The following is a 20,402-nucleotide window of genomic DNA, read 5'->3' on the forward strand; positions in this document are numbered from 1 at the left end:
TCCTATACCGACTTCGTAGCCTTTTTCTTAATCACGTTACGTTCATCATAAATATTGGATGCAATCACTTTTAATACTGCATAAAATGGTACAGCAATAATAATCCCAATGAAGCCTGCAATATTACCTGCTGCTAAAATAACTGTAATAACTGTTAACGGGTGGATATCGAGCGATTTCCCCATTACATTAGGCGTGATAAAGTTACTATCAATTTGCTGCGCCACGAGCGTGACAACAGACACCCATATAACTAACACTGGATCCTGCATAACAGCCACAATCAGTGCAGGTGTAAAGGCGATCCATGGTCCAATAAACGGAATCATATTCATAAAGAAAGCAAATATAACAAGAAGCAACGAATACTCTAGACCTATAATTAAATACCCGACATACATAATGAGTGCTAGTAAAAAACTAATTTGCAGTTGTCCTTGTATATAGCTACGTAAAACACCATCAATTTCACTTAATGTTTTCTTCACCCATTCACGACGTTCACCACTAAAATATTTATAAATGGATGGTGCAAATTTTTCATGATCCTTCAACATAAATATAAAGAAGAAAGGAATTAAAATAGCTAATAAAGAAACAGAAACAACTGATTGTAAAAACGATACTAATCCCTTACTTGCCACAACAGCAATATCCTGCACAGAATTCGCCATATTGTCGATAAAATCTTTTAACTGTGGCGGGAAGTTATCCTTGTTTTCAAACATTTTTAACACATAATCAGCTGCATCTTGAATACTAGCACTAATCTGTGGTACATTTTTCATTAAATTATTTACCTGCACTGCAATCGGATTACCAACGATCCAACCAAAGCCACCAACAAGCGCTATTAGTCCAATGACTATCGTTAATATACTTGCCCATCTTGGAAATTTACGCTTCTCTAAAAATCTTTGAATCGGCTCCGTAACATAATACAAAACACCGCCAAGTAACAAAGGTATAAAAATAGCCTTTAAAATAATTACTAGCGGCGAAAAAATCCATTGAATCTCTATAAAATATTTAATGACTAGTAGAGCAAGTAAAATCCCTACCCCTACTTGAAACCAAACTTTCCTCGTCACTTTCTTCACTTCCTTTATCACAGTTACTGAAAATACTACTTATATATTAACCATTTCGCAAGTATTCTATTATTTATTGTCAAAACAAAAGAGTTTTTGAAACTAAAAAATTCGCAACCCTCCAACAGGCTATTTTAGCGAGCCCCTCAAATGCTAAAGCATCTGAGGTGGCTCGCATGGCTTGCCTTCAACAGGAGTGTCGCAAATTTTCACTAATGCTCTATAATGTAACAGTTTATAATTTTATATCTTCTACTGAATTTAAGTAATCTTCAATATCACCAATGACCGATTCAACACAGCCGTCCTCAAATGGTGAAATTAAGCCTGCTTCTTTCACAAGCTTCGTAAAGGACATAGAGCCACCTAAACCACATAAATGAACATAGTCCTTCCAAGCAGCTTCAAATTCATCACGTGAACGTTTCCAGAATTGGAATGCACAAATTTGCGCTAACGTGTAGTCAATGTAATAGAACGGACTTGAATAAATATGTCCTTGACGTTGCCATATACCGCCTGCTTCTAGATAGCTGTTATGATCATAGTCACGATGTGGTAAATAGGTCTCCTCAATTTTTTTCCACGCAGCTTTCCGTTCAGCTGGTGTCATATTCGGATTTTCATAAATCACATGCTGGAACTCATCAACTGCAACACCGTAAGGAAGGAATAATAAGCTACTACTTAAGTGTGTGAACTTATATTTTTCTGTGTCTTCCTTAAAGAATAGCTCCATCCATGGCCATGTGAAAAATTCCATACTCATCGAATGAATTTCACAAGATTCATATGTTGGCCATAAATATTCTGGGATTCCGATGTTACGACTTGAATAGACTTGGAAAGCATGTCCAGCTTCATGTGTTAACACATCGATATCGCCTGAAGTACCATTAAAGTTCGAGAAGATAAATGGTGAGTGATAGTTTTCGATAAATGTACAATAACCGCCACTCTCTTTTCCTTTCTTCGCCACTAAGTCCATTAATTCATGGTCAATCATAAAGTTGAAAAATTCACCAGTCTCGGGTGATAACTCTTCATACATTTTTTTACCGTTCGCTACAATCCATTCAGGATCGCCTTTTGGTGTAGCATTTCCTGATACAAAGTTGAATGCTTCATCATAGAACTTAAAATCAGAAATACCAATACGCTTTGCCTGACGTTCATATAATTTTGTGGCAATAGGTACGATTAAATCACGAACTTGATCGCGGAACTTCTTTACCATATCTGCATTGTAATCAATGCGATTCATTCGAATATAACCTAGCTCGACATAGTTTTTATAGCCTAATTTAACAGCGATTTCATGGCGCACCTTAACAAGCTCATCATAAAGTCGATCAAATTCCTCTTCATGATCCGCAAAAAAGCCAAAGCGTGCATCCGTTGCCGCCTTACGCACTACACGATCAGTAGACTCTGCATATGGTCCAAGCTGAGCAAGCGTTAATGTTTCACCATTAAAGTCAATTTGCGCAGAAGCAACAAGTTTATTGTATTCTGAAACGAGTTTGTTCTCCTTTTGCATTAGATCAATGACTACTGGTGCAAAGCCTTTAATTTGATAGGTTGCTAAATCAAATAATTGCTGACCCCATTTTTCTTCTAACTGCTCACGGAATGGTGAAACGATTAGCGCTTTATAATATTCTGTTGTTACCTCTTCCAACTCTGGTCCAACCTCATCAAAATAATCGCGTTCTGCATGATAAAATTCATCATTTGTATCAATCGAAGCACGAATGTATACTAGGTTTGCCATTGTAGCGTAGTCATTGCTCAATCCATTTAATTTCTCAATTATTTCACTTTGCTCGTCCATCGTTTGAGCATTTTTAAATTCACCAATTAAGGATAATTGTTGCTCTTTCATAGCCTCGATTTTTGGACGGCTGTATTCATAGTCTTTAAACATTTTCATAGAAGTCCCCTCTTTCTGTCATTTACCCCGTGATATTTCTATTATATGCCAAATCTATACTATTAAGAAACAAATTAATAGCCAATTATATAGGTTTTTAATAATGCTGCCCTTTCACGTAAATTTAACTTTATTTCCACTGATTTTGGCGTTTTTGCCGCAACAACATCTACTTCAAAACCTAAAGACTCAGCTAAATACTTTGCACGCTTTAAATGAAAATCATTAGAGAGAATCGTGATTTTCTTAGTTCCTTTAGGCAACAGTTCTTTAGAAAATAGTAAATTCTCATAAGTTGAAGTAGATTGGTCTTCTACTAATATTCTGTTAGTATCTATACCCTTGTCCTGTAAATATTTAAACATTACTGAAGCCTCTGTCCTATCTTCATCCGCCCCTTGCCCACCTGAAACAATTACTTTTACATGAGGATATTTGTTTAAATACTTTACAGCCTCTTCTAATCTATTTTTCAATGAAAGCGATGGGATTCCACCCGTTTTTACCTTCGCTCCCAGGACAATCATGTATGTAGCTGTTCCGTTTGCAGCCGGCTGGAAACCTTGTTTCATCTCCTCACCAAGCCAAATATAAACAGCTATACAAATAGCAAGCAGTACGACCCCTAATCTAATTACCCATTTTCTCACATTTATTCCCCCCCTTACCTTTTACTAACGTTTAAACAAAGAAAAAGGATGCTTGTACTAGAATTACTGTACAAACATCCTGATTAATTATCTTAATATAAAGCGCTTAATAGATTCCTGTAACGCCGTTATTTCATCTGTTAAGTCACTGGAAGATTCACTAACAAGCTGAATGGCACGCTGTTGTTCATCAACAGATGCTGTTACTTCCTCAGATGCAGCAGCATTTTTCTCACTAATCATTGCAATACTTTCGATGGATTGCATAATGTTATCCTTTGAGCCATTCAAATATTCTACTCCCGCAGTCATTTCTCCAATGACAGAAATAATTTTCTCTACGGCCAATTCAATTTCCTTAAAGGACGACTCTGTGATAGCAACCGAATCATTTTGCTGATGAACAATGACATTTGTTTTCTTCATCTCATCGTTCACTAAATTAGTTTCACTTTCGATTCCCTTTAAAGTTGTGCGCACTAGCTCAGTTGCTACAGATGTTTGGTCCGCTAGCTTACGTACCTCCTCAGCAACTACCGCAAAGCCCTTGCCATGCTCCCCAGCTCTAGCCGCCTCTATTGATGCATTCAATGCAAGTAGATTCGTCTGATCAGAAATCTCGGTAATGGTACCGACAATGCCTTCAATTTCTCTTACTTTCACAATTAAGCTATTAAATACTGCATAAACATTATTAATCAATTCCGAAGACTCGTGTGACCTCTCTTTTAAACTAGTTAAATTTAAGAGCCCCTCTTGATTTGATCGCTTCATATGTTGAGATGCATCAAGCATTACTTCATTTTTGTCATGCAAAACCTCAATCTGCTGGGCAAAATCAATGGCAGTTCTATTCGTATCCTCAGCATCTGAAGCTTGCTTTACCGCACCGTCCGAGACCTCATTTATCGCTTTTACTATTTCATCTCCATAAGCGTTTGTTTCCTCTGCCACAGATGTTAAATTTGACGATGTCGATTGAATTTCTACAATAGCTTCCTCTACATCTGTAATTAATGTTTTCAGTTGATCAACCATTTCATTAAATCCTTCATTTAATTGACCAATCTCATCTGAACGTTGTAGGTTTTCAATTTCTACAGTTAAATTCCCCTTGGCTACCTCACGTACACGTTTAGATAACTTTCGCACCGGTAAAGCTAAATGTCTTGAAACCAATATGACAACAGCAGTACCTATAATGATGGCACCTAATAATGTAATACCAATAACGAGTAATAATGAATTAGCCTCTTTATTAAAGTCTTGCATATATGTACCCGATGCAATGATCCAGCCCCAATTAGGATCCTTTGCAGAATAAATTATTTTATCAGCTAATACATCTTGACCCGGTAGCTCAAACTCATATTGTGTAAATCCCCCACCAGCAAGTGCTTTTTTGGTTACTTCCTGAATAAAGTAATTGCCGTTACTATCTTTACCGTCCCATAGGTTTTCCCCTTCTCGAGTCGGATGGGCTAGAAATGTCCCTTTTTCATCTAAAGCATATATATAACCATACTCCCCTAAGTCTCCAGGATATTTACTTGGCCTCTTCCCTTCATTATCCTTTGGTCCTAGAAGTGCCTCACGCACTTGCTCCTGTGCAACTTCTAAAGGAATGTCGCCCCTCTTAACACTCTCATTCGCAAGCTCAATTAATTGCAAAGAAGATTCAACACTATTTTTAATAACTTGTTCACCAATATCATCCATACCTTTTTTGGCTTTATTATAGCTAGCTAAACCTATAACTAAGCTAGGAATAATTAATAGTGCTAATGAAATAATAATTAGTTTCCCCTGTATCGAATGTAAAAACTTCATGCTTTAGCCCCCCTTTCCTCTTTGTCACCATGACTATTAATCTATATTATGTTATGATTTGAATTTTTTCACAATGGGTAAAACGTAATTTATGTATGAATTATTCGCCCTTTTACCCAGATATGCTTTTTCATCAGAACGCTGATGGGTAGGCTGGGCACTTTCCTGAGGCCAACCGATGAGCTGGAAACATAGAAAAAACTATCTTTCTATAGAGATATGCCTGATAGAAAAATAGTTTTTTGATTTTATCGTATTTACCTATGATAGGATGATTATCCAAGCCACTAAAGCTATTAAAGTAGCTGAAAGAGTTGGGATTGTTAAAATAATACCTATCTTTAAATACTGAACCCAGCCAATTTTTATTCCTTTTTGCGCCAATATATGGAGCCATAACAATGTTGCGAGTGAGCCAATCGGTGTCATTTTAGGACCTAAATTAGTTCCAATGACGTTTGCATAAATAAGCCCATCTTTAATAACGCCAGTTGCACTAGTTTCAGCAATAGCTAATGCATCAATCATGACAGTTGGTAGGTTATTCATAATAGCTGACAAAATCGCTGCTACAAACCCCATCGTTATTGTCGATACCATCAACCCTTGCTGTATCGCGTGCTCAAATAAATTTGCTAACAATCCTGTCATCCCTACATTTTTCAAGCCGTAAACAACCACATACATACCGATAGAAAAGAACACAATATTCCACGGTGCCCCTTTCACAACTCTCTTTGTATCTACTATATGACTACGTCGCGCAAGCAAGAAAAAAATAGCTGCTACACCACATAAAATAAATGACACAGGAATTTTGAAAAACTCACTCGTCAAGAAACCAACTAATAATATCCCTATTACATACCATGATAATAAAAATAATCTCGTATCACGAATTGCCAGCTTTGGATTATCAACTGCCTCAAGTGAATATTCTTTTGGAATCGAACGACGAAAGACTATATAAAGTACAGCAATGCTTGCCAGTAAAGAAACTAAGTTCGGTATCAGCATATGTAAGAAATATTCCATAAATCCAATACCGAAATAGTCTGCCGACACAATATTTGTTAAATTACTAATGACTAACGGTAATGATGTTGTATCTGCAATAAAGCCACTTGCAATAATAAATGGAAAGACCATTTTATCGGTTAAATTTAACTTACGGATCATCGCTAGAACGATTGGTGTTAGTATTAGAGCTGCACCATCATTTGCAAATAACGCTGAAACAACAGCACCTAGACAGGAAAGATAAATGAATAAGCGGATACCATTCCCCTTTGCGATGCGTGCCATATGGAGGGCAGCCCATTCAAAGAATCCTATTTCGTCTAAAATAAGTGAAATAAAAATAATCCCTATAAACGATAACGTTGCATTCCAAACAATTCTTGTTACCTCAACAACATCTTGCCAAGTAACAACCCCGAGCGTCAATGCAATTGCAGCACCAATACAAGCAGACCAGCCGATCGATATTTTTCGTGGCTGCACTATTACAAAAAATAAAGTTACTAAAAATATAGCAATCGCTAATAAAGCTTGCACCGTTTTCCTCCCTAAATCAATTATGCCTCGACCTAATTACGTCTGAAATCGGCTTTGTACTTAGGCCTGTAGATGTTTTTGCGCGAAAGCGAAGCGCCTTTTGACACCCTCTGAAAGAAGTTGAAAACCAGTAGCTTTAGCTACTGGTTTTATTGTTTATATTATTCGCCTAAATCAGCATTATGGTAAACGTTTTGGACATCCTCTAAATCTTCTAATGCATCAATTAATTTTTCAAATTTCGCAACGTCGTCACCAGTTAATGCTACTTCTGTTTGTGGAATCATTGAAAGCTCTGCTACTGTAAACTCTTGAACACCAGCTGCTTTTAAAGCTTCTTGTGTAGCAAAGAATTGGTCTGGCTCTGCATAAATAATGACAGCCTCATCTTCTTCTAGAATATCACGAGCATCAATATCTGCTTCCATTAAAATTTCAAGAACTTCGTCTGCTGATTTACCTTCTAAACCGACTACTGCTGTTGAATCAAACATGTAGGCAACAGATCCACTGACACCCATATTCCCATTATTTTTACCAAATGCAGCACGTACATCAGAAGCAGTACGGTTAACATTATTCGTTAAAGCATCAACGATTAACATAGTACCAGCTGGTCCGAAACCTTCATAACGTAATTCGTCGAAGTTTTCATCGCCGCCACCCTTCGCTTTATCAATTGCTTTTTCAATAATATGTTTAGGAACACTGTATGTTTTTGCTCGTTCAAGAACAACTTTAAGGGCACGGTTTGATTCAGGATCTGGCTCACCTGATTTAGCTGCTACATAAATTTCACGTCCAAATTTTGCATTGATACGGCTTGTGCTTTGGTCTTTAGACGCTTTCTTTTCTTTAATATTGTTCCACTTACGACCCATAGTTTCCACTCTCTTTCAAATTATAAGTTTATCAAAATAATAGATGCACACTGGCACATCTGTAAATGGTGATTCAATACTTAATGTATCTTTACTCTGCAAATAATAACACAAAATATGCTTGCAAAGCTAGATATCCCAATGTTTAAGGTGACTTTATTAAGTCATTAATTGTAAAAAATTATTTCACTTAGAGCCACTTTATAATTGGTTTTCTACTTTGATTTTTTTTAAAAGTGCATGACAGCCTTCTAAGGCTAAATCATAGGTTTCTTGAAAATCTCCTGTATAGTATGGATCCGGCACGTCTTTTTGATGGTCGGTTAAATCTAAAAAGCGGAAAATCTTTGGAGAATCAGGATTACCAAGCATCGTTCGGATGTTACGTATATTGCTTTCATCCATGCCAATAATGTAATCAAAATTTTCAAAATCAGCCTTTTGTAATTGTCGGCCCTGCATCCCTTTCGTTGAGATGCCATACTCTTTTAGCTTTTCTTGTGTTCCTCTGTGAGGAGGTTCACCAATATGCCAAGAGCTTGTTGCAGCCGAATCTACTTCGACTTTATGACTCAAATGCTCTTTTTCTACTAAATCACGCATGACCGCTTCAGCCATTGGTGATCGGCATATATTCCCCAAACATACAAAAAGTACTCGAATCATTTTTATATCCTCCTCAATCAATTTCGCACTCGCGTAACTGTGGCTGTCGCTTTCGCGCAGAAAACATTTGCTGCTGTCGCTTCGCTTTCGCGCAGAAAACATTTGCTAAATGAAGATAAAGCACTCAAAATCAATGATTCTGAGTGCCTTCTAAGTTGTCCAGCATATAACCGTTAGGAAGCTACCCCACTTCAAAAGGTTGTGAAGGCTTGTATCTTCACAGGGAGTCCTCCTTTAAATATGTTTCACTTTATCTCTTTTCTGCCGCAACACGCTTCTCTAACTCTTTAGTTAACGCTACTAATTCATGTTCAAGACGATGAGTAAATTCCTCGCGTCCCTCTTTACCTTTTCCAGTTACATAAAACGGCTCTCCATAAATTAGATAACCTTTTCCACGCTTAAAAACATCCCCAGCATTACGAGCACCAATGTAAGCGGCTGGTACAATTTGAGCTTTAGATAGCTGTGCAATTGTAATCGCACCTTGCTTTAAATCCGAACCCTCAGCATTTCGTGTACCAGATGGGAAAATACCTACGATTTTACCCTCTTTCAATAACTGTGAAGGGATTTTAATAACACTTGGTCCTGGATTGTCACGGTCAACGGGAAAGGCATTTAAACGCTCTATAAGCCAGCCAATGCCTTTTGTATCAAACAATTGCTTTTTAGCCATAAAGTGAATTTCTCGAGGAGCCATTGAAACTCCAAGGTTTAAAATATCAACATAGCCTGTGTGTGTACATGCAATAATAAACCCACCTTCTTTCGGTAAGTTTTGCTCCTCATATACACGCGCCTTTGAACCCGTTAATTTTAATATCACTTTAACAACATTTGCTATAAATTTATACACTGTTTCATTCCTACCTTATTCAATAGTTATATCCATTGTAATCGAAAAGACCAGTATATCGCAATTGCATGTGAAATAACTAGACTCTTCCCACTAATACATCAACATCAATCGTAATTTCAGTTAACCGGATATTGACTCCTTCTTTTTTATGCCAGCCCATCGGTGTCATTTCAAGCAGTGCTGGTACAAGCTCTGTAGCTAGTGGTACCGTATACGTAATACGTTCTACATAAACATCGGCAAAGCTTTCTTTAAAGCGAGCAACGATTTGTTCATTCGAATAGGACTCTTTAGTAGAATCCGCATATAATTGTGATCGAAGCTCATGTAAGTACCCGCTTTGAGGTACAACCTTAACAACACAACCATTCTCGGTTAATAAACGTTTAAACTCTTCGTAATTGGCAGGTGATAAAATATTTAATATGGCATCGAAGCTTGATTTTGCAAATGGACTTTTCGCTAAATCACCAACACACCAAATTTGCTCTGGATAATGTCGGGATGCAGCAAGTATGCCTTCTTTCGCTATATCAATACCTATGCCAATACTGTTACCTTTTTTATCTTTCATAATACGGGCTAAATGCGAACCCTCACCACACCCTGTATCAAGCACGGTTTCTGCACTTGCAATTAGCTCTCTGATTTTTTCTTCTATTAAATCATAGATGCCACTATCAATAACCGCTTTTCGAGATTCAAAGAGGTCTTTACTGTACTTAGAAATCGCACCATGTGTCAGCATATTGACGTAGCCCTGCTTGGCAATATCAAAAGAATGATTTGAGGAACATACTAATCTCCCTTGCTCAAATACACTCATTGACTCCTGACAAATTGGACAAGCAAAAAGTGTTATATTTTTATCCATTAAGGCTGCCCCTGCAGCTCTTTTAGAAAGTGCTCCCATTAATTCGCCTCCTGTTGTTCTGTAGGTGAAACAAGTGCAAAACGCTCCCACTTACGACTTCTCCATCTAAAGTATACAATAATGGCTCGCATCCATTCATCTGCTGAAATCGCTAGCCAAATACCTACTAACCCCCAATGTAAAACGAATACGAACAAGTACCCGAGTGGAAGACTCATACATACCATTGATAAGAAACCGATTTTCACCGGGAATCTTGCATCCCCTGAGGCACGCAACGAGTTAATAACAACAATATTCATTGTACGCCCTGTTTCAAGTAGAATGCTTAATGCTAAGACAGATGCTCCGATAGCTATTATCTCTGAATTATCAGTGAAAACGTGCATAAGTTGCTTACGGAATATCGTCACAACTACAACCATAGTTATCGTAAAGGCAAAAGCTGCTCGTACACTTAACCAAAGCTGATGATAAGCTTGATCTTTTTTACCAGCACCGACATTTCGCCCAATAATTATAGCTGTGCCCGTCCCGATTGCAATCGCAAATAAATATGTAAACATCGAAATATTCATAGCATATTGTCTTGCAGCAAGTGTCTCTGAGCCTAAATACGTTGCATAATAAAGGAAGACAATCTGACAAAACTGATAAAGCACCTGCTCAAATGCTGACGGTAAGCCTATATTTAATATTTTTCGAACATATTCCTTTGAATACTCGAAATAATACTCTAGCTTTACTCTTACTTCCATGACTTGATACAACAGCCAGAAAAACACAAGAACCGCTAATCCCCGACTTACAACCGAGGAAATTGCCGCTCCTTTTACACCTAACTCCGGTAATCCTAGGTTACCAAAGATTAAACCGTAGTTTAATACAACGTGTAACACATTCATACCTAGTGATACATACATCGTTTGCTTTGTCCATCCATGTACACGGATAATCGCTGCTAATGCATTTATAATTGCCTGTAAAAAAATAAAGCTTCCTATGATCACTAAATAGCTTTGGGCATATTTAAGCACTTCCCCTTGCAAGTTCATCATGGTCATTAAATGACTCGAAAAGAAGAAAAATAAGACACTCATCATTAGTCCAACGATCAAATTCATCGTTACTGCTAAAGCGGAAATTTTCGCAGCTTCAAAAAAGCGCCTTGAACCTAAGTATTGAGATACAACAATGGAAGCACCATTACCAACTACTTCAAGTATTAAAATTGCAATATGAATATACTGATTGGCTGCACCAACCCCTGATACTGCATTATCTGATAAAGCACTGAGCATAAAAGTATCGGCTAGTCCCATTAACATAAATAAAAATACTTCTAAAAATATCGGCCACGTTAAATGGAACAAGCTTAACTTACTTGTCTCTTTTAAATCACTTTCTCTTACTGTATCTGACAATTTCAACTTCTCCTATACGCTTCATAAAGATTTTACGTGCGGTTAATTTTCCCGCTACCAATTTTGTGATGAGAGTTTTGTACCTAACGCTTCGCTTTCGGTACAGTTAAATGACTACTCGTTACAGCGGGATAAAAATATATAGTATCTTATCATAGATTTTTAAGGTGTAAAGAGTTTTTATAATGAAATATTGTAAAGCTAGTATAATACGTAAAAACCCCTCTCATAATTTTATGCGAAAGGGTTTCATATCATATTAAGTAATGATCCTGCAATTGCTTACGTTTTTCTGTTGTTAAACCAAACTCTTGCTCTAAAAAAGTGGTCTTAGAGCCATATCGGTTATCCATTGCATCAAATGCCGCTTGTAAATAGTCCTCACGGGCCGACATTAAAGCATAAAATTGCTGCAATTCTTGATCGCTATAACCTGGCTGAATTGTCTGAGCCATTCGTTCTACTAAGGGACGTAGATGTACATTTGTATCTAAATAGTCCTCCATAATTGTTTCCTCAGGTACATCTAAAGCAAGTAAAATAAGTGCGCTACCAATACCTGTTCGATCCTTTCCGACCGCACAATGATGAACAAGCCCTAAATTTTCAGGATGCTGAATCGTTGCTATTAACTTTTTAAACGAGTCATTATTAAAAGGCATTTGCGCATAAAACTCTCGGAACATCTCTAGGCTTACAACCTTATAAAAATCTTTTCCACCAGTGTTTGTAGGCATCTCAAAAGCATGATTTCCCTTTGCTGGTATTTGAAGATACTCGGCATATGGGAATACCGGATTAGGATTATTTTGAGCCTCATGGTCGTCTCGATAATCAAAAATTGTTTTCACACCAAGCGTTTTAAATAGCTCCTTATCTGCATTCGTCATTTTACCAAGTGCTGCTGAACGATAAATCAAACCATTCTTAACGGCACGTCCATCTCTCGACTTATAACCACCCATATCACGAAAATTATAAACTGCTTCAAACGGAACAATCTTCATATCAAACTGTTTCACTCACTGCACCTCTCTCTGTTAGCAAGCATTCTTACTTCTATATTATAAAACAATCCGATATAATACCAATTTTCAGACTAGGAAATGTCATACACTACTTCAAAAGCGATGAGGGGATTTAAGCGATGCTTTATTGAATAGGAGAATATGGCCGTATTACCTAATCACTTTTCATCATAGCGGAGCAGTTATCCACCTCACCTGTTCACTTTTTCATCATAATGGAGCAGTTATCCACCTCACCTGTTCACTTTTTCATCATAGTGGAGCAGTTATCCACTTCACCTGTTCACTTTTTCTTCATTGCTGAGCAGTTATCCACTTCACCTGTTCACTTTTTCATCATAGCGGAGCAGTTATCCACTTCACCTGTTCACTTTTTCATCATAGCGGAGCAGTTATCCACCTTATCCGATCATCAAAAAAGCTGCCCATAAAGGACAGCTTCAAAATACACTTTTTCAATATAAACTATTTAAATAACTCAGGGTATACTGCTTTTGCGATTAACTCAACTGCTTCGCCAATACGCGGACCCGGACGGTTTGAAATATCAGTATCTATAGAATAAACCGCTTTATTTTGAATAGCAGTGATTGAATTCCATCCATCACGAGAAAGAATTTCTGCCGCTGGGTCTTTCACATAGTTTACTGTTGTTAAAATGACAGCTGGATTTTTCGCAATAATATCTTCCTCAGATACCTTTCCCCAGCTTTTAAGGTCAGCAAAAACGTTGTTAACATTTGCAGCATTTAAAATTTCTTGTTGGAATGTACCAGAACCAGCTGTATAGATGTCTGGCTTTGGACTAATTTCTAAATAGATATTTTTTAGTTCTTTCACATCTTTAACTTTCGCTTGGACATCTGCAATTTTACCTTTAATATCTTCATTTAACTTGTCGCCTTTATCTTTGATGCCCATAACCGTTGCGACTTGTTCGATATCCCCGTAAACATCATCAAATGATTTAGCTGATTGAATGGCAAACACTTTAATACCCGCATCCTCAAGGCCTTTTAATGCATTTAAATTTTCTTCATCTTTGCCTCCAGTTGTATAGGCAATAACGACATCTGGCTTTAGAGCTAAAATACGCTCGCTATTGAATGTTGTAGAAGTAGAAACACGCTCAATTTTTTGCGCTTCTTCTGGATACGTATCATACTCAGTTGCACCTACGATTTTATCGCCAACGCCTAGCGCAAATAAAATCTCTGTATTACTCGGTTGTAATGAAACAATAGTTTTAGGTACTGCATTAAACTCTACTTCTACACCACGGTCATCCTTAACTTTATAGCTAGTAGTTTTCTCAACTTGTTGATCTTCTTTAGAAACAATCTCTTTATTTGCATCCTCTTTCGTGCCACAGCCCACTAATACGAGGGCCAGCATCAACACAGAAAGCCATTGTAGCTTAAACATTTTCTTCATTTCATTGATTCTCCTTTTTTCTTTTTCATCGGGTATGACTTACTAATAAACGGTATTTCAGCAATACCAGCATGCTGATTCATATAAACAGCCATTACAAAAAACACATTGGCTAGCAATCCTAAATAATCAAAGAGAATAGCAGGTACTTCCCGTTCTTCAGATACTTTGTGCAAAACACGGTATGATTTTTTCGCCTCACTACGGCATACATGTAATGCAGTAGCAGCCCCTGTCCCTTGAGGTAATACAAAGTTTTGTATTTCATCCTGAACATGACTAACATAGAAATCATAGCGATCACTTAGCCAAGTCAAATCATCTTCGGTTACCGCCAATTTACCTCGAACTGACCCATTTACATGGTAAGCCATTGGTAAAATAGCTAGTAAATCATCTGATATTACCTCCACTGTTTCCTTTTGTACCACCGCTAAAGCGACGCCAATATGTGTTGTAAGGCTATCCGTTCGAATTTCAAAATCTACCGTTGATGCCTTTTCACGCATAAATGGATAACAAGAATAACGTGCATCTTTTTTCAAATCTAAGTCCCCGCTTTCCATCGTGAAAAATTCTACTTTATTCACACCTTCTTAGGATTTCTTCCGGTGAAAGATAAGTGTACATAAAAAAACGTTGTTCCCATTCCTAAGGAAACAACGAAAATAACATAAATAGTGTCATATAGACACAGCATAGCCTATGTATTTGCCGCATATTCTCCTAGCTTCCGAAGAGTTATCATACGTTCAAACAAAGGTCGGTCTCCTGGCTTGTACAGTTCACTACATTCAATCATGTTGTGCGTCATAAAAAACCTTCCCATCAGATCATTCGACAGTGGTATATCTTTATGATTCCTGTACTTACAGTTGCGGAAACAGCTTCGGTTTTTCACCGAATTCCCGATTATGCTATAGTTCAGCACCCTTATTCTGCAAGAATTATTCACTTGTAAAGCAGTTTATCATAGATTAATAGGAAAAAATAGATGTGGAATTAGAATAAACAAAAACGATGGGAAAGATCATGCAGGTATCACCATATGCACGTGGGTGTTTTCATTTGCTCGTGCAGTATTATATTTCATAGATCGATATTATAAAAGCTATCTCTCAACGAAAGCATTTGCGTAAAAACAGCTATTTTACATCTTTTAACGGATGGCATTCTTATATTTCTTTTTGCATTTACCATCTTCTTCTTCTTCAATCAATCGCTGTGCAATCTCTAGTAGTTTCGGGTCTTTCGTTTCATCGAATAGCTTTTTAAAAGATACAATAATATCATAGCGTATCGATGTCGGGTGCTTTTCGTCTAAGCATATTTGAAATCTTTTCGCCAAATATGACACGACTAAATCTCTTTGTACCTGCCCTGCTAAACCTATTTTCCAAATCGCCTGCAAAGTATGCCTAGCAGTTTCTATTTTTTCATCATACGTTACTGCCCAAATCTTTAAGAAGTCCTCTAATACTCTTTCTTCAGGATCACTTTTTGCTGCCAATGCGCATAAAAATTGTGCAGCACTTGCACGTACATGTCCATTTCTATATGTAAGAGCTTGAACAAGTTGTTCCCAAACTGAATATGTCCAATCAACTGGTTCCTGCATAATTTTCATTAATTCTTCGTATGATTTGTATTGAATATCAAGGTCACGCTCTGTTAAATTACTAAAAAGTTGCAAAATCTCTTTTTCCATGATTCATCCCTACCTTTATGAACGCAAAAATGACAAACTTGTAAGTATTGTAATAATTTCTATCATTCGTTACTTTATTACTACGAAACTAAAGTCACAAACAGTTTAACTATATTTCAAAATTATCAGAAATGAGTATCAATATGCAAGAAAACAATTCTTTCGGCTATAAAGACACATTTTACATGTTAGCTTTATAATTGGAATTAGCCTTCTATGAATCCAGCGAAATACGCTATAACGATGACAATCATTATATGGATAATTGATGCTATACCTTACATCGGCTCTATTTTCATTTTAGTAACAGGTAATATTGTAGTAAATATATCTATTTATGTAAATTTATTCATCTTAGATGCTATTTTACTCATTATTCATCGAGTAGTCGAGCCTAAATTAATGGATCTATATCTGGCTGTATGATTTTTACTCGGAGGGCCTTAAATACCGTCAAATAAAAAAAAGGTCATCTTTGTAATTTTTTTTACAAGGATGACCTTTTCGCTATTTAAATCGTCTATATAATAGTAGGGCTTATTGAATACGACCGAAGCCTACTAAATATTGATTCCACCAATCAAGTGATTCAATGACAACACCTTTATTTTGAGCATCAATCATCGTGTTATTTCCTAAGTAAATACCTACATGCGCTATGCCTGAACCATAGCTGAAGAATACTAGGTCACCTACACGTGCTTCACTTGCTGAAATACGTTGTGTTGCTAAATATTGTTGTGATGCTGTACGTGGTAAAGATACGCCTGCTTGTTTGTAAGACCATTGTACAAGACCTGAACAGTCAAATCCTGTTGATGGGTTGCTGCCGCCCCAAACATAGCTACGGCCTAAGAATTGCTTTGCAGTTGAAATTGCATCACCTGAAGATGCAGTACCTGAACCAGAACCAACAACGACTTTTTGTGGTGATTTTTCATTGTTCGCTTTACCACTATTGTTAGCATTGCTAGTATTACTGTTACTAGTATTATCGTTAACGTTGTTATTTGTTGCTTGTACTACTGGAGTAGCTGCTTGAAGTGCACGTAAACGAGCTGCTTCTTCCTCTGCTGCTTTACGTTCTGCTTCTAAACGTTCTTCTTCTTGTTTCGTTGCAATTTGTGCCTTTAACGCAAGAGATTTCGCTTCATTTTCAGCTTTTTTCACTTCCATTTCGCTTTCCTTTTGTTGAAGCTCTTGGAATTGCTTTTGAAGCTCTTTTTGTTTTTCATCTAATGTTGCTTTTTGTTTCTCTAAGTTAGCCTTATCCGCTTCTTGTTGATCTACTAAATCTTGGTCAGCATCCATTAATGTTTTTACCGCTACGACACGGTCCATTAAATCTGCAAAGCTTTTTGCTTCAAGAACAGCATTTAAATAAACGCCCACAGTATTATCTTGAGCTTGGTATGCAGCCATACGATCATTTAAAATCGCTGAACGTTGCTCAATACGTTTTTTAGTATCTACAATATCTGCATCCACTTCTTTAATATCTGCTTGTACTTTGTTAAATACTTTTACTTTTTCATCGATCTCTTTTTGTAGTTTAGTTAATTCTTCTTGTAGCTTTTTAACCTCTGTATCTATTTTAGCTTTCTTATCAATCATTTGTTGAGATGTTTCTTCCGCGTGCACTACGGTTGGTTGAACTGTATTAAATAATAAGCCGCCAGCTAGTGCTAATGCTAGCACCATCGACTTACGCCATTTATTGCGCTTACCCACGTTATTCTTTCCCTTCACTAGTCAATTTCGCTCTTAGTATTTTAATGTAATCACTGGAACGATTGTTTTATTTCTCTTATATTTTATTAGCCTTTTAAAGTTTAGCATTATTAGCATAACTTTTATACTATTTCACGGCTTTTTAATCGTTTAGTAAAACTCGCAACATTCTTGTAATATTCATGTAAATTCTATTAAATTCTACAAAACTACGTTTTATTCTACATAACAACGTTTTTAACTACTTTACCATTAGACCCAATTTCTGTTTTGTAATGTTTTTGTAATATTTCACGAGAACATTTATCCATTATGGCTCGACATAATTGCATCCGGAATCTGCTGAAAGAAGTTAAAATAAAAAAGGTAAGGGAGCATTTCCCCTACCTCATCTTGTCGCAAAAGAATAGATATAAATAATGTGTTTCAATAAACAAAGATTGATTTCCACTCCAAGCTGGTGCTTCCTATTGCCTCATAGAACGTAGCGCTTGGATAGAAAGGCGTACCAAAAGAATGGCACATAAAAACAATCCCAAGTATGCAGCTGTATTTAAGTAAACAGCGTACGCTTCACGAATAAATTGCGAGATTGCTAAAAGTGCTACAGAAATAATCCCAAAGGTAATACCTACGAGAAGTAAGACTAAACGGGAAAACAAATTTGTAATAAAACGAGCATTATCCTCATCCGAAAAAACATCGTGATGTAACGTAATTTTTCCGCTCTCCACCCGTTGAATGAGCTGATTAACTCGTCTTGGCATTTTGTGCAATGCCGGAATAAGCATTGCTAATTCTTCTTGTAAACGTTCCTTCGTTGCCATCGGTTCTTTAAATGGCTTAAGGAAGGATGCTCGCATATATGCAGATGAAAAATCTTTCGCTTCCGTGAAAATATCAAAATTCGGGTCAATTACCCGTAATGTCCCTTCCAATGTTACTAATGAACGCAGCGCTAAACCTACTGCTGGATAGAAAGTAAGACCGAAATCACGAACAACCGTAAATAACGCATGTATTAATTCTTCTGTCGGAATTCGATCAACGTAAGAAATTTTCAAGAGAATTTGATCAATTGCTTGCTCTATTTTTGCACGCTCTGCATGATCTGCATTTTCAACCAATAACGTTATGCCGTCAAATAAAGTATTTGAATCACTTAGATGAATCCCCATTAAAATTAGCTTTAAGCCTTCTTGTTGTGTAGCTCCCAAACGACCAACAGCCCCAAAATCAAGAAGGATCGGTGTGCCATCCGTCTCATCAATCTGAATATTTCCCGGATGTGGATCCGCATGAAATATACCCGAAACAAGCATCTGTTCAATGAAAGAACATAAAACAGTCCGCGCAAACTGTCTACGATCATTTTCTAATCGATTAAATTCAGCCGCAGCATTTGCAACGCTTTTTCCCCGTACATATTCCATGACGATAATATTTTCATTACAATATTCTGTATAGATTTTAGGAATTTTCACCTTATAATCGCTTTTTGTAAGAGCATTCGTCACCTGCAATGTATTACGAGCTTCAATATCTAAATGAATTTCCTCACGTAACCCATCGCCAAATCCTTTAGCTAGCTCTCGAAACCCAAGCGACTCAGCCCATGTAGATTTGTTTGAAAGCCAATTGGCAAATTCCTCTAAAATATCGAGATCGTCTCGCATGATTCCCTTCACTTCTGGACGTAGCAGCTTCACCACGACTTCATCAAAATTTTTCAATCGTGCCTTATGTACTTGTCCAATAGATGCTGCCGCAATAGGCTCCATTTGAAAGCTTGCAAATATTTCATTCATAGGCTTAGGAAGTGAATCTTCTAAAATTTGGGTTACTTGCTCTGACGATAAAGACTTCACATTATGTTGTAGCTTCTCTAACTCGTCAATAAAAATAGGCGAAAACAGTTCCTTACGAGTAGAAAGTACCTGACCAAATTTAATAAATATCCCACCACATTGCTCCAAAGTAATCCTTAAAGCAATAGCAAGCTCCTTTTCATTTTCTCGTTGCCTTGCGTATTTAATCGTTTGAACAACGCCATTTGTCACTGCTATTTTTAACACCTGACGCAAACGCTTTTGCTGTCGCCAGTAACTACGAAGGCGCAATAATAAATTTTTTTTGCCATTCCGACGATCTCTAGCTGTCATACCACTTGGATCAAAAAGCTCAAAAACGAGATAGAGCAGCATCGAAATTAGTAGCATGCAGCCAATCCAAACAAGTGTACTGACCTCTGTCACTGTTTGCATCATTGGCTCGTATAAAAAATCTGTATGACGTAAATAGGTATACCAATAAACAAAGGACGTAAGCGTCACACTAATAACTACAGAAAGAACCCTACGTATAAAATTAATATTTGAACCAATTAATCGACCACTTACAAAGTAAATAAGTACTGATACAACAATGAGTTCGATTAAAAATTTCAAAAAAATCAACAGCGTCACCTCCGATGCTACTTCCTAATACTGCTAGTATAACAAATTAAGATCTGTACTTCTTTTAATGTATAGAACGGTTGACCCGAGAAATAGTTCTTTAATAAAGGATATGGTTTTAAGCGGCTTTCGCACAGAAAACATCTACTGCGCTCCAGGGTCTCGGGCCAACACGATGTTGGTCACGAAGGCGTTATCACAGGACGTGATGCTTTTAGCCTTCGTTCCTTTATTGCTGATCCCCAAGGAGTCCCCAGTCCCCACTCCAATCAACTTA

General features: G+C 37.1%; 17 protein-coding genes and 1 riboswitch. Of the genes, 1 reads left to right on the top strand and 16 read right to left on the bottom strand.

Going from position 1 to position 20,402, the window contains the following annotated elements; all coding sequences use genetic code 11:
• Positions 1 to 2: 2 nt before the first annotated feature.
• The 14 genes from ACIQZA_RS09570 to ACIQZA_RS09635 form a co-directional block, all read right to left on the bottom strand.
• Positions 3 to 1,091, bottom strand: coding sequence for an AI-2E family transporter (locus ACIQZA_RS09570; RefSeq protein ID WP_400939917.1), 1,089 nt, complete (start codon positions 1,089 to 1,091; stop codon positions 3 to 5).
• 235 nt (positions 1,092 to 1,326) lie between these two features.
• On the bottom strand, positions 1,327 to 3,024 hold the full coding sequence (locus ACIQZA_RS09575; RefSeq protein WP_402881401.1) for a M3 family oligoendopeptidase: 1,698 nt from the start codon (positions 3,022 to 3,024) through the stop codon (positions 1,327 to 1,329).
• A 74-nt stretch (positions 3,025 to 3,098) separates the two neighbouring features.
• Positions 3,099 to 3,674 carry a YdcF family protein gene (locus tag ACIQZA_RS09580; RefSeq protein ID WP_400939923.1) on the bottom strand — a complete coding sequence of 192 codons (576 nt, stop codon included), beginning with the start codon at positions 3,672 to 3,674 and terminating at the stop codon, positions 3,099 to 3,101.
• 87 nt (positions 3,675 to 3,761) lie between these two features.
• Complete coding sequence (locus ACIQZA_RS09585) at positions 3,762 to 5,504, bottom strand: methyl-accepting chemotaxis protein (RefSeq protein ID WP_402881398.1); 1,743 nt, start codon at positions 5,502 to 5,504, stop codon at positions 3,762 to 3,764.
• Positions 5,505 to 5,765: 261 nt separating this feature from the next.
• Positions 5,766 to 7,061 carry an arsenic transporter gene (locus ACIQZA_RS09590; protein WP_402881396.1) on the bottom strand — a complete coding sequence of 432 codons (1,296 nt, stop codon included), beginning with the start codon at positions 7,059 to 7,061 and terminating at the stop codon, positions 5,766 to 5,768.
• A 161-nt stretch (positions 7,062 to 7,222) separates the two neighbouring features.
• A complete protein-coding gene (locus tag ACIQZA_RS09595; protein WP_142508569.1) occupies positions 7,223 to 7,942 on the bottom strand; it encodes a YebC/PmpR family DNA-binding transcriptional regulator in 720 nt (239 codons plus the stop codon).
• Between the two features lie 201 nt (positions 7,943 to 8,143).
• Entirely contained in the window at positions 8,144 to 8,608 is a 465-nt protein-coding gene (locus tag ACIQZA_RS09600) for a low molecular weight protein-tyrosine-phosphatase (protein WP_402881393.1), read from the bottom strand.
• 250 nt (positions 8,609 to 8,858) lie between these two features.
• The gene (locus ACIQZA_RS09605) at positions 8,859 to 9,467 is read right to left on the bottom strand and encodes a lysophospholipid acyltransferase family protein (RefSeq protein ID WP_400939934.1); all 609 of its coding nucleotides are present in this window, start codon (positions 9,465 to 9,467) and stop codon (positions 8,859 to 8,861) included.
• Positions 9,468 to 9,546: 79 nt separating this feature from the next.
• Positions 9,547 to 10,383, bottom strand: coding sequence for a putative RNA methyltransferase (locus ACIQZA_RS09610; RefSeq protein ID WP_400939937.1), 837 nt, complete (start codon positions 10,381 to 10,383; stop codon positions 9,547 to 9,549).
• Positions 10,383 to 11,768, bottom strand: a complete 1,386-nt coding sequence (locus ACIQZA_RS09615; protein WP_402881389.1) for an MATE family efflux transporter — start codon at positions 11,766 to 11,768, stop codon at positions 10,383 to 10,385. Before ACIQZA_RS09615 ends, ACIQZA_RS09610 begins: the two co-directional genes overlap by 1 nt.
• A gap of 254 nt (positions 11,769 to 12,022) precedes the next feature.
• The gene (locus ACIQZA_RS09620; RefSeq protein ID WP_402881388.1) at positions 12,023 to 12,790 is read right to left on the bottom strand and encodes a tyrosine-protein phosphatase; all 768 of its coding nucleotides are present in this window, start codon (positions 12,788 to 12,790) and stop codon (positions 12,023 to 12,025) included.
• A 471-nt stretch (positions 12,791 to 13,261) separates the two neighbouring features.
• A complete protein-coding gene (locus ACIQZA_RS09625) occupies positions 13,262 to 14,230 on the bottom strand; it encodes an ABC transporter substrate-binding protein (protein ID WP_402881386.1) in 969 nt (322 codons plus the stop codon).
• Entirely contained in the window at positions 14,227 to 14,775 is a 549-nt protein-coding gene (locus tag ACIQZA_RS09630; RefSeq protein WP_402881442.1) for a hypothetical protein, read from the bottom strand. Before ACIQZA_RS09630 ends, ACIQZA_RS09625 begins: the two co-directional genes overlap by 4 nt.
• Positions 14,776 to 14,974: 199 nt before the next feature.
• A riboswitch (cobalamin riboswitch) is annotated at positions 14,975 to 15,181 on the bottom strand.
• 208 nt (positions 15,182 to 15,389) lie between these two features.
• The gene (locus ACIQZA_RS09635) at positions 15,390 to 15,938 is read right to left on the bottom strand and encodes a hypothetical protein (protein WP_400939947.1); all 549 of its coding nucleotides are present in this window, start codon (positions 15,936 to 15,938) and stop codon (positions 15,390 to 15,392) included.
• 216 nt (positions 15,939 to 16,154) lie between these two features.
• On the opposite strand from ACIQZA_RS09635, the gene ACIQZA_RS09640 reads away from it, so the two are divergent.
• Entirely contained in the window at positions 16,155 to 16,364 is a 210-nt protein-coding gene (locus ACIQZA_RS09640) for a hypothetical protein (protein ID WP_402881384.1), read from the top strand.
• 111 nt (positions 16,365 to 16,475) lie between these two features.
• Here the strand turns inward: ACIQZA_RS09640 and ACIQZA_RS09645 are convergent, their stop codons facing one another.
• Positions 16,476 to 17,669 (bottom strand): C40 family peptidase, encoded by a 1,194-nt coding sequence (locus ACIQZA_RS09645; protein ID WP_427494806.1) that lies wholly within the window; start codon positions 17,667 to 17,669, stop codon positions 16,476 to 16,478.
• Between the two features lie 467 nt (positions 17,670 to 18,136).
• Positions 18,137 to 20,125 carry an ABC1 kinase family protein gene (locus tag ACIQZA_RS09650; protein WP_402881381.1) on the bottom strand — a complete coding sequence of 663 codons (1,989 nt, stop codon included), beginning with the start codon at positions 20,123 to 20,125 and terminating at the stop codon, positions 18,137 to 18,139.
• Positions 20,126 to 20,402 lie beyond the last annotated feature (277 nt).

This window comes from Lysinibacillus sp. NPDC096382 (genome assembly GCF_044762845.1).
Taxonomy (GTDB): domain Bacteria; phylum Bacillota; class Bacilli; order Bacillales_A; family Planococcaceae; genus Lysinibacillus.